The following is a 13,897-nucleotide window of genomic DNA, read 5'->3' as shown; positions in this document are numbered from 1 at the left end:
AAGGCGCGGCCCTAGCCCGTGCAGGCAGGCTAGGCAAGCGCAGCGGCGCGTGTCAGTCTCTCTTCATGCTCAAGTCCTTGCTCGCGCTTTCCGCGCTCGCCGCTGCCATTCCGGCTCTTGCCCAGACCGCTCCTTCCGCCGCCGACGCCGCGGCCACCGACTGGCGGCCGATTCCCGACAACGAGATTCTCGTCATGACGCTGCAGGGTGGGCGTCAGGTCTATATCCGACTCGCGCCGCGTTATGCGCCGGCGCACGTCAGCAATATCCGGAAGCTGGCCGAGGCGCATTGGTGGGACGGCACCAGCGTCTATCGCGTCCAGGACAATTACGTCACGCAATGGGGCGACGCGACCGAGAAGAAACCGCTGCCGCCCAGTGTGATCGCGAACCCGCCGGCGGAATATGAATGGATGCGCTTCGACGGCGTGACCAGCCTGGCGCGGACCGATCCCTATGCGACCAGGACGAGCCACAGTGCCGATGGATGGCCGCTCGCGACCGACGGCAAGGCAAGCTGGCTCACCCATTGCTACGGCATGGTCGGCGTCGCACGCGACCTCGCGCCGAGCACCGGCAGCGGTGCTGAGCTCTACACCGTAATCGGTCACGCGCCGCGTCATCTCGATCGCAACATCGCACTGATCGGCCGCGTCGTCGACGGGATGCAGTGGCTCTCCAGCCTGCCGCGCGGAGGCGGTGGGCTTGGGGTCTATGAGAACGAGGCCGATCGACTGCCGATCCTCTCGGTACGGCTCGCCAGCCAGCTGCCAGAGGACGAGCGCCCGCGCTTCCAGTATCGCGCGACCGACAACCCTCGCTTCGCCGCATGGCTCAATGAGCGCGAGAACCGCAAGCCGCCCTTCTTCACCGTGCCCGCAGGCGGCGCCGACATCTGCAACGCCCAGGCGCCGATCCGCCGCGCGCCCTGAGTTACTTGCCCACCCATTCCGCGACTTGCGCCGCGACCTGGTTGGCCGCGTCGTTGAGCGCGGCACCGGCCCGCGCGGCTTCGATCTCGGTCACGGGCACGCGCGCTTCGAAGCGACGCTTTTCGACAACGCTCTCCGGGCCGCGAATCAGCGCGGCGTCATAGGTGACGACTGCCTCCCTGGCCTCTTCCTCGATGCCGAAGCGACGCAGCTCGCCCATCAGATAGGCGCCGGGATCGAGCATCGACTGGCGCGAGCTGAGCACGAGCCGACCGGTTTTGGCCGTGATCGTGTCGCCAAGCAGCCGTTGGAACAGCTGCGACGGGCGCTCGATCCATTGCGCGTCCTTGACGAAGGCGATCGCCGTCCCGCCCGAATGCACCGGGATCCGCGAGGAGGCGAGCTCCTGCGGCAGCGACGGCACCGCGATCGTGATCGTCGCCGCCACGTTCGACCGTTGCGATTCACCGACCGGCAAGGTGGCGGCGGGCGTCAGCGTCAGCAGCGACTTGGGCGGCTTGCCGCCGAACGAGATGCAGCCGCTCAGCGAGGCCGCGAGCAGCGGCAGGGCGAGGAGCAGAGCGCGCTTGTTCATCATGGGCCTCATTTGGGTTTGTAGTCGGGCAGTTTGGGCGAGCCGACCAGGCTCGACGCGCCGCCCTGATCGAGTTTCTCCGCAACCGACGCGAGGCTGGTCGACATCACCCGCAGATCCTGGACGAGCTGGCCGATCTCAGGGATCGTCTTCTTCGACAGTGCCTGTAGCCCTGGGCGCGCGTCGCCGATCGTGGCGTCGAGCGTCTCCATCGATTTGCGTGCGGAGGCGATGGTGCGGTTGAGGTTGGCGATCGTCGGGCGGACGTCGTCGGCGAGCACGCCATTGGTGGTGGTGGCGAGCTTACCGAGTTCCTCGGTCGCCAGCCCGAACTTCTGGATCGCGAGCCGCGTCTCGGCGAGAGTCGCCGCGATCTCGGGCCCACGATCGGCGAGCGCATCGGTCAGCCGGTTGGTGTTGGCCAGGATGCCCGCGATCGAGTTCTGGTTCTTGTCGCCGAGCAGCTCGGAAAGCCGCTCGGTCAGCGTCGAGATGCGTTCGAGCAGCTGCGGCGCCGAGTTGAGCAGCGCCCCCAGCCCGCCCTGCTTGGTCGGGATCACCGGCACGCCCAGCGGGCAGGCTGCGCGTGGATTCTGTTCCGGGCAGACGATCGGCGGCGCGCCTTTGACCGCACCGTCGAGTTGCACGGTGCTAGGCCCGGTGAAGCTGCCCTGGATCGAGGCCGTGGTACCCTCGAGAATGGGCACGTCGTCGTTCACGCTGATGCGCACACGCACCAGGCTCGGATCGGGCTTCCAGAAGCTGATCTCCTTGACTTGCCCCGAAGGCACGCCCGAGAAGCTGACCGCCGAGCCGGGATTGAGGCCGTCGACAGCCTGCTTGAAGAAGATGTCGTATTGGCGCTCATTGCCGCCGCCCAGTCGCGCCAGCCAGACGATGAACAGTGCCAGCACCGCGAGCAGGATCAGCACCACCGCGCCGACGAGTACATGGTTCGATCGCGTTTCCATCAGAGCCTCATGTCCTCGCTTGCGCCCGTTCGGCGCTGGCAACTGCGGCGCGCCCGCGCGGCCCTTTGAAATATTCCTCGATCCACGGATGATCCAGCGCGAGCAGTTCGTCGATGGTTCCGACTGCGATCACGCGCTTGTCGGCGAGCACTGCGACGCGGTCGCAGATCGCATAGAGCGTATCGAGATCGTGCGTGATCAGGAATACGGTCAGCCCCAGCGTCTTCTGGAGCGACTCGGTCAGCTCGTCGAACGCGGCGGCGCCGATCGGATCGAGCCCTGCGGTAGGCTCGTCGAGGAACAGCAATTCGGGATCGAGCGCCAGCGCGCGGGCGAGACCCGCGCGCTTCTTCATGCCCCCTGAGAGCTCGGCGGGGAATTTGGGGCCTGCGTCGGGCGGGAGGCCAGTCATCACCACCTTGTACGCCGCGATCTCCTCGAGCAGCGCCTGATCAAGCCCGGGGTAGAACTCCTTGATCGGAACCTGGACGTTCTCCGACACGGTCAGCGTCGAGAACAACGCACCGCCCTGGAACAGCACGCCCCAGCGCTTGCGGATATCGACCGCTTCGGTCTCCTCGCGGCCAATCGTGTTCTCGCCAAAGACTTCGATGCTGCCTTCGATCGGCGTCTGCAGCCCGATGATCGAACGCATCAGTACCGATTTGCCAGTCCCCGATCCACCGACCACGCCAAGGATCTCGCCGCGGCGCACCTCGAGATCGAGCCCGTCATGGACGACATGCTCGCCCTGATCGCCAAAGCCGTTCTTGAGGCCCTGGACGCGGATGATCACATCTTCCTGTTCGCGGCGCGCCATCATATCCAGCCCACTTCGCTGAAGAACACCGCGAAGAACGCATCGAGCACGATCACCAGAAAGATCGCCTGCACCACGGCAATGGTAGTCCGGCGACCGACCTGCTCGGCATCGGCCTCGACCTGCATGCCCTGGAAGCAACCGGCGATCGCGATGATCGCGCCGAACACAGGCGCCTTGACGAGGCCGACCCATAGATCGCTGAGCGGCACGACCTCACGGATGCGCTGGATGAAGGTCACCGGCGGAATGTCGAGGCTGACCCAGCAGAGCAGCCCGCCGCCCAGAATCGCGATCAGCGAAGCGTAGAAGCCGAGCAGCGGCATCATAAGCACCACCGCGAGCGTCCGCGGCACCACCAGCGCCTCCATCGGCGAGACGCCGATCGTGCGCATCGCGTCGATTTCTTCGGTGAGCTTCATCGTGCCGATCTGCGCGGCGAAGGCCGATCCCGAGCGGCCCGCGACCATGATCGCCGTCATCAGCACGCCGAGTTCGCGCAGCGTGATGCGGCCGACCAGGTTGATCGTATAAACCTCGGCGCCGAACTGGCGGAGCTGCACTGCGCCCTGCTGCGCGATGACGATCCCGATCAGGAAACTCATCAGCCCGATGATGCCGAGCGCCGAGACGCCGACGACTTCGAAGCGGTGGACGGTGGCGTTGAACCGGAATCGTCGAGGGTGCGTGAAGACGTTCCAGAAGGCGAGCGTCGTCGCGCCCATGAAACCCAGCAACCCATACAAGGTGTGGCCGGCGGTATAGATCGCTTCGCCGACTTCGCCGAGCATCCGCGTGAACGGATCGGCGGGCTTGCGGGGCAGCTCGATTGGATGCTCGGCGGCGGCGACCTGGTCGAACAGATGCTGCTCGTCGGCTTCCAGACCTTCCACCGCCGAGCCATGGTCGCGCGCGAAACGGTGGATCAGCCAGGCGCCGACGGTGTCGATCCGATCGACTTCGCTCAGGTCGAGCCTGGCAACCGCGCCTTCGATCGCATTGAGCCGCTCGGGCAAGTCGCGCAGACATGCCAAGGACAAATTGCCGGTAAAGCGCAGCGTCGTGACGCCGCCCGTATAGACTTGCTCGAAATCCGCGCTTCCCCTCATCACCGCCACCTTTCGGCGATTCGCAGTGGAACGGCAAGGATTTGCTCTGGCGTGCCGGCACGGCCTAGATGCGACAATGCAGCACCTGGCAATCTACGACATGGACAAGACGATCACGGCCGCGCCCACCTGGACGCGCTTCCTGATGCACGCCGCGCGCGTCCGGGCGCCTTGGCGGCTTGCGCTGATGCCGCTCGCGGGCGTCGCGGGGCTGGGCTATCTCCTCAAACTGATCGATCGCACGAAGCTCAAGCAGCTCTCGCAGCGCCTGCTGCTCGGTCGCGCGGTCGTGGCCGCCGATCTGGAGAGCGTCGCCGAGACCTTTGCCGCGGCGGAGATTGCCAACGGCGTGCTCCACGGCGCGCGGGAGCGGATCGAAGCGGACCGCGCCGCGGGTTACCGACTGGTGATGGCGACGGCATCGCACGGCTATTACGCCGCGGCGATCGCGCGGCTTCTGGGTTTCGACGATGTGGTTGCCACGCAGGCAAGGCGCGATGGGCAAGGCCGTATTCTCTCCGTGATCGAGGGGGACAACTGTTACGGGCCCGCAAAGCTCCGCATGATCGAAAGCTGGATGCAACGCGCGGGGATCGCGCGGGGCGATATGCACGTCCGCGCTTATTCGGACCATGTTTCGGATGCGCCGCTGCTCGAATGGGCCGACGAAGGCTTTGCGGTGAATGCCCATGGTCCGCTCCAGGCGCTGGCGGCGGCGCGAGGCTGGCCACTGCTCGACTGGAGATAATCGGCGCGGGCGGTGCACCTGTCTTCGCAATATTCGGAGTCCTCGCGGCCGCTACCGGATGGGCGTCACCTGAATGTGCACCGCGCGCCATTTTCCGCCGACGCGACGGAACGTGTCCGCGAAACGGATGCGACTCGCGAAGCGCTGCCCGCCTGAGGTGCCGGCAAGCGTGGTTTCGGCACTGACGATCGCCGCATCGCTGCCGAGCGGGATCACCTTGCGGTCGATCAGCACCACCGGATCGAACCGATCGCCCTGCGCGGTCCAGCCGGCGATGAAGTCCTTCTTGCCTCGCCGCTTGCCCGACCCGTCGATGAACACCAGCTCGTCGGCGATCATCTCGTTCAGCCCCGCGGCGTCCTGCGTGAGCTGCGCGCGATCGAAAGCATCGGCGAAGGCGAGGATGCCGTCGTCGGCGGATGGCGTGGCGATCGCGAGGGTGAAAAGGGCTGTCAGGATCATCGCGACGGTCTCTCTTCAATTTGCGGCAATTCGATCGAAGGTGACAGGCTTGCCAATCCGCGTCGACTCCGATCGCCCGGCCACGCTAGCGCAGCACTGCATCCACGGCATGGATGGCGACGCCGACCAGCCCGCCGACCAGGGTCCCATTGATCCGGATATATTGGAGATCGCGTCCCACGGCGTTTTCCAGCCGGCCAGTCACGGTGCGCGCGTCCCAGCCGCGGATCGTGTCCGAGACCAGCCGGACGATCCCGTCGCCATAATCCGACGCCGCGCCGACCGCGGTGCGCCGCACGAAGCGGTTGATCGTATCGGCGAGCCGCGCGTCGCCCTGCAGCGTCTCGCCGAGCTGGCGCAGCGCGCCGCCGAGATCGCCCGCCAGCACGCGATCGGGGTCGCGCGCCAGCCGCAGCAGCGCCGCCCGGCCCGATTCCCACACGCCCATCCACCAATCGCCCAGTGCCGGATTGTCGAGCAGCTCGTTCTTGAACGCCTCGACCTGCGCGCGCCTGTCGGCATCGTGCTGGAGATCCTGCGCCAGCTTCGCCAACCCCTCCTCGGCCTTGGCGCGCAGCGGGTGCCCGGGATCCTCGGCCATGTCGTTGATCAGCTTGGCGAGCCCCGCGATGATCTTGTTGGCCAGCGTCTCGTCGAGCCCGGTCCAGCGCATTACCGAGCCCGAGCGCTCGTGCACCATCTGGCGGATCATGTGCTCGTTGGCGTCGAGCACCTTGGCGGCCCAATGGACGATGCCGTCGAGCAGCGGCCGGTGGCGATCCTCCTGCATCGCCGTCGCCAGCGCGCGGCCGAGCAGCGGGGCGACCTCGAGCCCGCGCAGCCGATCGGCCAGCGCACGCCTGGCCATGCCGCCCAGCCGCTCCTGATCCAGCGCCTCGAGCATGTCGGCGGCAAGCCGGCCGATGCCCGCGCGCAATCGTCCGCGCCCCGCGCCCGGATCCGCCAGCCAACGGCCCGCCGCCCGCGCGACATCGACGCGCTGCATCCGCCGAGCGACCACGCTGGGGATCAGGAAATTGTCGCGCAGGAACGCCGCCAGCGTGCCTGCGATGCGATCCTTGTTGCGCGGGATGATCGCAGTGTGCGGGATCGGCAGATGGAGCGGATGGCGGAACAACGCCGTCACTGCGAACCAGTCCGCCAGCCCGCCGACCATCGCCGCTTCGGAAAAGGCGCGGACATAGCCGATCGCGGGATGCAGGTGCTGCAGTTGCCGCGCGGCGAGGAAGACCGCGGCCATCAGCACGAGCAGCCCGGTCGCGACCAGCCGCATGCGGCGCAGCCCCGGCGGCGTTGCCTCGAGCGAAAGGGGAGCGGGCGACCTGGTCACACGCTCCCCAATACCCGAACCGCGCCGAAGTTCACTCCGCAGGTTGCGGCGTATCGTCCCCGGGCTTGTGCTCGATCGTGCCGGCGCCATGCGCCTGGCCGAGCACGCGAGCGCCATCGTCGCCCGGCTTGAAGGTGAGCAGGCGCCGCGAGAGCCGCGGCCCGAGCCATCCTTCGAGCCCGACCGCGAGGCTGAACAGTGCCGGCACCATCACGAGCGTGAGGACGGTCGAAAGGATCAGGCCGCCGATGACGACCATCCCCATCGGCGCACGCCACGACGAGTCGCCGCTCAGCGACATCGCCGTCGGGATCATGCCTGCCACCATCGCGATCGTGGTCATCACGATCGGCTGGGCACGCTTGTGGCCTGCGTCGACGATCGCAGTGAATTTGTCGATGCCCTTCGCCATCTCCTCGAGCGCGAAGTCGACCAGCAGGATCGAGTTCTTCGCGACGATGCCGAACAGCATCAGGATGCCGATGAACACCGGCAGCGACAGCGGCATGCCGAACAGCTTGAGCGCGATCAGGCCGCCGAGGGGCGCATTGAGGAGCGACCCCATGTTGACCAGCGGCGAGACGAAGCGGCGATAGAGCAGCACCAGCACCGCGAAGACGAGGAAGATGCCCGAAGCCAGCGCGATGAAGAAGTTGTTGAGCATCTCCGCCTGCCATTTGGCCTGGCCGACGGTCATCTGGCCGACGCCCTGGGGCAGGCTCTTCATGATCGGGAGCTCGTTGATCTTCTTCATCACTTCGTTGTTGACGAAGGGCTTGCCGGTCGCCGGATCCATTGCGAGATCGGCGCCGACGACGAGGCGGCGCTGGAGGTTGAGCCGCTGGATGCGCGTCGGGCCCGCACCGAAGCCGATATCGGCGACTACCGACAGCGGCACCGATCCGCCCATCTGGGTCTGCACCGGCATGTTCTGGATCGTCGACAGCTTGGCGCGAGCATCCTCGTCGAGCGCCACCCGGATCGGGATCTGACGGTCCGAGAGCGAGAATTTCGCACTGTTCTGATCGATGTCGCCCAAGGTCGCGATGCGGATCGCACTCGACAACGCGGCCGTGGTCACGCCCAGATTGGCAGCGAGATCGAGCCGCGGACGGATGACGATCTCGGGACGGTTGAGATCGCCCGCGACGCGCGGCGCCACGACTTCCTTCATCCCTTCCATCTGCTTGACGAGCTTGTTCGCCGTCTCGTTGAGCAGCGCCGGATCCTCACCGCCCAGCGTGACGGTCAGGTCGCGGCCCGACGAGCCCCAGCCGAACTGCGAACGGAAGTTCACGCGCGCATCGGGGATCGCGATCAGCTTGGGCGCGAGCCGCTTCTCGAACGCCGTACTCGTCTCGTCCCGCTTTTCCTTGAGCTGCGCAGTCACGCGGCCATTGCCGACGAAGCTGCGGCTGTAGATGTCGGTGACGATCCCTTCCTGACGCAGGATGCCGGCGACCTGCGAAACGACGCGCTCGGTATCGGCGAGCGGCGTGCCGGGGACCATCTCGATCGTCGCGGTGACGCTATCCTGGTCCTGTGCCGGCTGGAAGGTCATCGGCGAGGTGGCGAACATGAAAACCGTCGCCGCGAGCGAGAGCACATAGCCGAGCACCGCCGACCAGCGATGCCGCAGCGTCCAGCGCAGCAGCGCGGTATAGGCGTCCATGATCCGGCCCTCGCCATGATTGGCATGGCCCTTGGCCTTGAGGAAATAGGCCGCGATCATCGGCGTCAGCAGGCGTGCAACCGCAAGGCTCATCAGCACCGCCGCGACGACGGTCAGGCCGAAATTCTTGAAGAACTGGCCCGAAATGCCCGGCATCAGGCCGACGGGGAGGAATACCGCGACGATCGCCATCGTCGTGGCGAGCACTGCGACGCCGATCTCGTCGGCCGCGTCGATCGATGCCTGATAGGCCGATTTGCCCATGCGCATGTGCCGGACGATATTCTCGATCTCGACGATCGCGTCGTCCACCAGCACGCCCGCGACCAGCGAGAGCGCCAGCAGGGTCATCTGGTTGAGCGTGAAGCCCAGCATGTCCATGAACCAGAAGCTGGGAATCGCCGAGAGCGGGATCGCCAGCGCCGAGATCGCAGTCGCCCGCAAGTCGCGCAGGAAGATCAACACGACGACCACTGCGAGGGCTGCGCCCTCCAGCATCGCCTCCATTGCGGTCTCATATTGCTGCTCGGCATATTTCGAATTGTTGTTGAGCAGCTGGAACTTGACCTTCGGGTTGTGCTCCTCGAGCTTCTTGAGCGCCTTTTCGGCGTCGTGGAACACTTCGACGTCCGACGCGCCCTTGGCGCGCTTGATGTCGAACGAGATCACTTGCTGGCCGTTATACTTCGCCAGGCTGCGCTGCTCGGCATAGGCGTCTTTGACATCGGCGATGTCGGCGAGCCGCACCGTCCGTCCGCCGCCGGTCGAGATCTGGGTCTGGCCGAGGCGATAGGCATTGTCGGCATTGCCGATCACGCGCACCGACTGCTCGAAACCCGAGATTTCGGCGCGGCCGCCCGCAGCGTTCAAATTGACCTGGCGCAGCTGCTGGTTGACCTGGCTCGCAGTGAGCCCGATCGACTGGAGCTTGGCGGGATCGAGAACCACGCGGATCTCGCGATCGACGCCGCCGTTGCGCTCGACTGCCGACATGCCCGAGACCGCCAGCAGTTCCTTGGCGACGCTGTTGTCGATGTACCAGCTGAGGTCCGCCACGGTCATGTCGGTGGCGACTGCGGTGAAGCTCGCAATGTCGTTGTCGCTTGCCGTGTCGACGCGGCCGATCTGCGGCTCGAGGATGCCGTCGGGCAAGTCGCTGCGGATCTGCTGGATCGCGCTGCGCACGTCTTCGACCGCGCGATCGATCGGCATGCCGATGTCGAGCTGGACGACGGTCTGGCTGTTGCCTTCGGAAACTGTCGAGTTGATCTCGTCGATGCCCTGCAGGCTGCGGACCGCCGATTCGACCTTCTGGGTGATCTGGTTCTCGAGCTCGCTCGGCGCGGCGCCGGGCTGGCTGATCGAGATCCACACGATCGGGAAGTCGATGTCCGGATCGTTGTTGACGTCCATCCGGGCGAAACTGACCAGCCCGGCGATCGTCAGCGCGATGAAGAGGACGATCGGCGGGACCGGATTGCGGATCGCCCAGGCCGAGATGTTCCGGAAGCTCATGGCAGCTCGCCTCGCTTACTTCGACTTCTGAAGGTTGGGGATAACCTTCTGGCCGGGGTTGAGGAAGGCGCCCGCAGTGAGCACCACGCGCTCGGTACCGTTCAGACCGCTGGTGATCGCCACGCCCGCTTCCGTCACATCGCCGGTGGTCACGCCGCGGCGCACCGCCTGGTTCTTGTTGTCGATGATGTAGACGAAATTGCCTTCATTGTCGCTCTGCACCGCCGATTGCGGCAGCATCACTGCGGTGATCCCGCCGGAGACGATGCGCGCGCTGGCGAAGCCGCCGGGGCGGAGCGCCGGATCATAATTGAGCGAGACGCGGGCGATGCCCTGGCGCGTCTGCGGATCGATCACCGGCGAGACCTGCCAGACTTCGCCCCTGAAAACCTGGGTGGTGCCCGTGGGGGTCACTTCGGCGACCGCGCCGGGATGAAGCTTCTGGAGGTCGACTTCGGAAAGCTGGGTACGCAGCTCCACCTGTCCACCCATCGCCATGCGGAACAGCACGCCCGACCCGGCGCTGACGATCTGGCCCGGCTCGACCTGACGCGTCAGCACCAGCCCGGCCTCGGGCGCGCGGATATCGAGCCGGTGATTGCGCGCCTGCGTCTCCGAAAGCTGCGCCTGGGCGACGCGGACGCGCGCCTGCGCCTGGTCGCGCGTCGCGGTCTTGCGGTCGATATCGGCCTTGGAGATGAAGCCGTTCGCGACGAGCCGCTGCGCGCGGTCGAGCTCGGCCTGGGCCAGCCGCGCATCGGCCTGCGCCACGCGCACCGACGCGGCGAGCGATTCAGCGGTCTGCACCTGCACGCTGCGATCGACAGTCGCGAGCACCTGGCCTTTGCCCACCCAACTGCCCGGCTCGACTAGCACGCGCGTCACCACGCCGCCTTCGCCGGCCACGCCGACAGGCATTTCACGCCGTGCGGCGAGGCTGCCGGTGCCCGTGATGATCGTCTGCACGGTCTGGCGTCCGGGCGTCGCGACGGTAACGGTGGGGATCTGCGACTGGCCCGCCTCCGCTGGGCCGCCTTTGCCCGCCGCGCCCTTGGGTGCGGGCTTCGAGCCGCTCATCATGAAGAAGGCGATAGCCCCCACGACGAGAATCGCCACACCGACGATCCACATCCATCGCCTGCTTTTGCGCGTGACTTCCTCGCCGGTGAACTCCAGCCGCTCCTGCCGTCCGAACATCCCTGCCTCATAGTTCATGTGCGACATCCGATCCGGCCGGTTGGCCGATGCCCCTCTTGATCGCACTGTATTAGATGAATAAAGCACTGGCTACAAGAGCCGTTTCGCTTCGTGCGGCGCGCAATGCCCGTTTTGCACCTTTCTAGCAAGATCGGGATCGTTTGTTCCAAGAAACGGTTGCATTGACTGTGGCTTGGCGCGACGCTGACTGTCAGCGCCCAGGATCGGGCGGCAACAGGAGGGATCGCATGCCCCACGGTATCCTCGGATGGCTTCTCATCGGCCTCGTGGCAGGGGCGCTCGGCAAGCTGATCATGCCCGGCCGTGACCCCGGCGGCATCATTGTCACGATCGTCATCGGTATCGCCGGCGCACTGCTCGCTTTCTATCTCACGCCGGTGCTTGGACTGGAGGTGCGCGACAGTACCTGGCAGGCTTATGCAGCGGCCACCGCCGGCGCCGTTATCCTGCTCGCGCTCTATCGGATGGTGATCGCCCGGCGGATCTGAACGCAGGCCTTCGTCTTCGTTCAGCTTGGGTGCGCCTTGCTTGCGGCAAGGCGTGGCGCAACACGCTCATTTCGGGAGAGTATCGATGATTCGTCTGGCTCTGTATGCAACCGCCGCCGGTCTCACGCTGGCCACCATTTCCGCCTCCGCCCAGGAAGCGCGGCCGATGATGGCGCCGATCGACGGCACCGTTCTCGAGATTTCCGCCGACGGCACGAGCGCACGCACGCCCGATCTCGCAATGATACAGGCGGGCGTGGTCACGCAGGCGGCGACCGCAGGCGATGCGATGCGGCAGAACAGCACGCGCATGGCGGCCGTGCTCGCAGCGCTCAAGCGCGCGGGCGTCGCCGAACGCGACATCCAGACCTCGAGCATCGCGCTCAGCCCGCAATATCGCTATGCGCAGAACGAGCCGCCGGTGATCACCGGCTATCAGGCGTCGAACCAGGTCACGGTGCGCTTCCGGGATATCGCCAAGAGCGGCGCGATCCTCGATGCACTGGTCAAGGAGGGCGCAAACAACATCTCGGGGCCCAATCTGACGATCGACAAGCCCGAGGCCGCGCTCGACGAGGCCCGGACCGCCGCCGTGGCCACGGCGCGCGTGCGCGCCGAGCTATATGCCAAGGCGGCAGGACTGCGCGTCGATCGTATCCTGTCGATTTCGGAAAGCGGTGCGATGCCGGCACCGCCACGGCCGATGATGATGATGCGTGCCGAAGCCGCAGCCGACGCGACTCAGGTCGTCGCCGGGGAAAGCGAGCTGCGCGTGTCGCTTTCGGTGCGTTTCCTGCTCAAATAACGGGGCATGAAAAAGGGGCCGCCCCTGCGGACGGCCCCTTTTTGTTACTTGCCTCTGTCCTAGCGGACGGCGCCGCGACGGACGAGGTTGACGATCGCCAACAGGATGATCGCACCCAGCAGCGATACCAGGAACGTCATCGGCGTGATGGCGCCGTTATTGATCGATCCGCCGAAAAGCAGACCGCCGATAAACGCGCCGACGATGCCGACGATGACGTTGAGGAAGATGCCCTGCTGGGCATCCGTACGCATTACGATGCTCGCCAGCCAGCCGACGACGCCGCCGATGACGAGCCAAACCAGAAGACCCACCATTGATAGTCCCTCCGTTGTTAAGCCCGGCGGGCCGGGCGACAAAGAGAAAATCCGCAAGCACTCATGTTGGTTCCGTATCGATTTTTCGGTGCACGGCTGGAACTTTCCAGCTTTCGGACAGTGCGGGAAAAGAAAACGGCCCGCTCCCGGCATCCCGGGAGCGAGCCGCCTTGGCCCGATGGGAGGGCTGACTCAGTATTTCTGCTGGCGTTCGTATAGCGAGCGATAATGCTGGATGCGTGTGACGCGCAGGCCCGGCATGCCCGAACGATCGATCGCCCGCTGCCAGCCGGCGAATTCCTCGACGGTAAGGCCGTAGCGCTCGCAAACCTCGTCGACGCTCAGCAGCCCGCCATTGACCGCGGCGACGACCTCGGCCTTGCGGCGCACGACCCAGCGCGTGGTGCTCGGTGGCGGCAGCGTATCGAGCGTCAGCGGCTCGCCGAGCGGCCCGATCACTTTCGCAGGACGGATCTTCTGGTTTTCAATCATCTACTAGCCTCATCGGGGCGGGGCCCCCGTTACTCAACTTCAACCACCTTTATGCCCGGCGCTTGAACAACGACTAAAACGCCACGGTAAACGCCGGCTTCATTCCTCTTGCCACCGCGTTAGCGCCAGCGCCGCAGCGCGGTGGAAGGCGCCGTGGGAGGGTGCGAGCAGAGCATCGGCGGGTGCCGCCAGCGCCAATCGCGTTTGGACGCATGCCGTGGGACTTGCCGCCTGGCGGGCTGCGACGCCCACCAGCAAAACCGCCAGTTCGGTCGGCATGGCGGTGACCGCCACGTCGCGATCCAGTCTGGCAAAGCTCAAGTCCACGATTACAATCCAGCCTCAACTCTCTTGGTCGGCCAGCTTTAGCCAATCAGGATGAAGGGGCCGTAAAGCCGATGG

General features: G+C 66.0%; 15 protein-coding genes. 4 read left to right on the top strand and 11 right to left on the bottom strand.

Translation table 11 applies throughout. The features are described 5' to 3' along the window. Window positions 1-65: 65 nt before the first annotated feature. Complete coding sequence (locus BR78_RS0115785; RefSeq protein ID WP_029728517.1) at window positions 66-932, top strand: peptidylprolyl isomerase; 867 nt, start codon at window positions 66-68, stop codon at window positions 930-932. Window position 933: 1 nt separating this feature from the next. On the opposite strand, the gene BR78_RS0115780 is transcribed toward BR78_RS0115785, so the two are convergent. Genes BR78_RS0115780 through BR78_RS0115765 form a run of 4 tightly spaced genes read right to left on the bottom strand, consistent with a single transcriptional unit; the run spans window position 934 to window position 4,427 of the window. Next, on the bottom strand, window positions 934-1,527 hold the full coding sequence (locus BR78_RS0115780; RefSeq protein ID WP_029724370.1) for an ABC-type transport auxiliary lipoprotein family protein: 594 nt from the start codon (window positions 1,525-1,527) through the stop codon (window positions 934-936). A gap of 8 nt (window positions 1,528-1,535) precedes the next feature. Further along, window positions 1,536-2,498 carry an MlaD family protein gene (locus tag BR78_RS0115775; RefSeq protein ID WP_029724369.1) on the bottom strand — a complete coding sequence of 321 codons (963 nt, stop codon included), beginning with the start codon at window positions 2,496-2,498 and terminating at the stop codon, window positions 1,536-1,538. 7 nt (window positions 2,499-2,505) lie between these two features. After that, complete coding sequence (locus tag BR78_RS0115770; RefSeq protein ID WP_029724368.1) at window positions 2,506-3,318, bottom strand: ABC transporter ATP-binding protein; 813 nt, start codon at window positions 3,316-3,318, stop codon at window positions 2,506-2,508. After that, window positions 3,318-4,427, bottom strand: a complete 1,110-nt coding sequence (locus tag BR78_RS0115765) for an ABC transporter permease (RefSeq protein WP_029937047.1) — start codon at window positions 4,425-4,427, stop codon at window positions 3,318-3,320. Before BR78_RS0115765 ends, BR78_RS0115770 begins: the two co-directional genes overlap by 1 nt. 76 nt (window positions 4,428-4,503) lie before the next feature. Here BR78_RS0115765 and BR78_RS0115760 point away from each other — a divergent pair, with 76 nt between their 5' ends. Next, window positions 4,504-5,175: an HAD family hydrolase gene (locus BR78_RS0115760; RefSeq protein WP_029724366.1), complete on the top strand. Its 672-nt coding sequence runs from the start codon at window positions 4,504-4,506 to the stop codon at window positions 5,173-5,175. A 51-nt stretch (window positions 5,176-5,226) separates the two neighbouring features. Here BR78_RS0115760 and BR78_RS0115755 read toward each other — a convergent pair whose 3' ends face one another. The 4 genes from BR78_RS0115755 to BR78_RS0115740 form a co-directional block, all read right to left on the bottom strand. Next, window positions 5,227-5,637, bottom strand: a complete 411-nt coding sequence (locus tag BR78_RS0115755) for a nuclear transport factor 2 family protein (RefSeq protein ID WP_029937046.1) — start codon at window positions 5,635-5,637, stop codon at window positions 5,227-5,229. 85 nt (window positions 5,638-5,722) lie between these two features. After that, window positions 5,723-6,931 (bottom strand): DUF445 domain-containing protein, encoded by a 1,209-nt coding sequence (locus BR78_RS0115750; RefSeq protein WP_051683357.1) that lies wholly within the window; start codon window positions 6,929-6,931, stop codon window positions 5,723-5,725. Window positions 6,932-7,019: 88 nt separating this feature from the next. Then, window positions 7,020-10,175 carry an efflux RND transporter permease subunit gene (locus BR78_RS0115745; protein ID WP_029937044.1) on the bottom strand — a complete coding sequence of 1,052 codons (3,156 nt, stop codon included), beginning with the start codon at window positions 10,173-10,175 and terminating at the stop codon, window positions 7,020-7,022. Between the two features lie 15 nt (window positions 10,176-10,190). Next, window positions 10,191-11,390: an efflux RND transporter periplasmic adaptor subunit gene (locus BR78_RS0115740; RefSeq protein ID WP_029937043.1), complete on the bottom strand. Its 1,200-nt coding sequence runs from the start codon at window positions 11,388-11,390 to the stop codon at window positions 10,191-10,193. A gap of 230 nt (window positions 11,391-11,620) precedes the next feature. On the opposite strand from BR78_RS0115740, the gene BR78_RS0115735 reads away from it, so the two are divergent. Both BR78_RS0115735 and BR78_RS0115730 read left to right on the top strand, forming a co-directional pair. Then, window positions 11,621-11,881 (top strand): GlsB/YeaQ/YmgE family stress response membrane protein, encoded by a 261-nt coding sequence (locus tag BR78_RS0115735; RefSeq protein ID WP_029937042.1) that lies wholly within the window; start codon window positions 11,621-11,623, stop codon window positions 11,879-11,881. A gap of 85 nt (window positions 11,882-11,966) precedes the next feature. Further along, window positions 11,967-12,686, top strand: a complete 720-nt coding sequence (locus tag BR78_RS0115730) for an SIMPL domain-containing protein (protein ID WP_029937041.1) — start codon at window positions 11,967-11,969, stop codon at window positions 12,684-12,686. Between the two features lie 59 nt (window positions 12,687-12,745). On the opposite strand, the gene BR78_RS0115725 is transcribed toward BR78_RS0115730, so the two are convergent. The 3 genes from BR78_RS0115725 to BR78_RS0115715 all read right to left on the bottom strand — a co-directional run bounded on the left by BR78_RS0115725 (window position 12,746) and on the right by BR78_RS0115715 (window position 13,822). Beyond that, on the bottom strand, window positions 12,746-13,000 hold the full coding sequence (locus BR78_RS0115725; RefSeq protein ID WP_029937040.1) for a GlsB/YeaQ/YmgE family stress response membrane protein: 255 nt from the start codon (window positions 12,998-13,000) through the stop codon (window positions 12,746-12,748). Between the two features lie 195 nt (window positions 13,001-13,195). Further along, window positions 13,196-13,495, bottom strand: a complete 300-nt coding sequence (sciP, locus tag BR78_RS0115720) for a CtrA inhibitor SciP (RefSeq protein WP_029937039.1) — start codon at window positions 13,493-13,495, stop codon at window positions 13,196-13,198. 99 nt (window positions 13,496-13,594) lie between these two features. After that, entirely contained in the window at window positions 13,595-13,822 is a 228-nt protein-coding gene (locus BR78_RS0115715) for a hypothetical protein (RefSeq protein WP_037566776.1), read from the bottom strand. Window positions 13,823-13,897 lie beyond the last annotated feature (75 nt).

The sequence above is a fragment of the Sphingomonas sp. UNC305MFCol5.2 genome (genome assembly GCF_000712135.1).
In the GTDB taxonomy this organism is placed as follows: Bacteria; Pseudomonadota; Alphaproteobacteria; order Sphingomonadales; family Sphingomonadaceae; genus Sphingomonas.
Note: the sequence above shows the minus strand (reverse complement) of the source record. Positions and strands in the feature narration are given on the sequence as shown.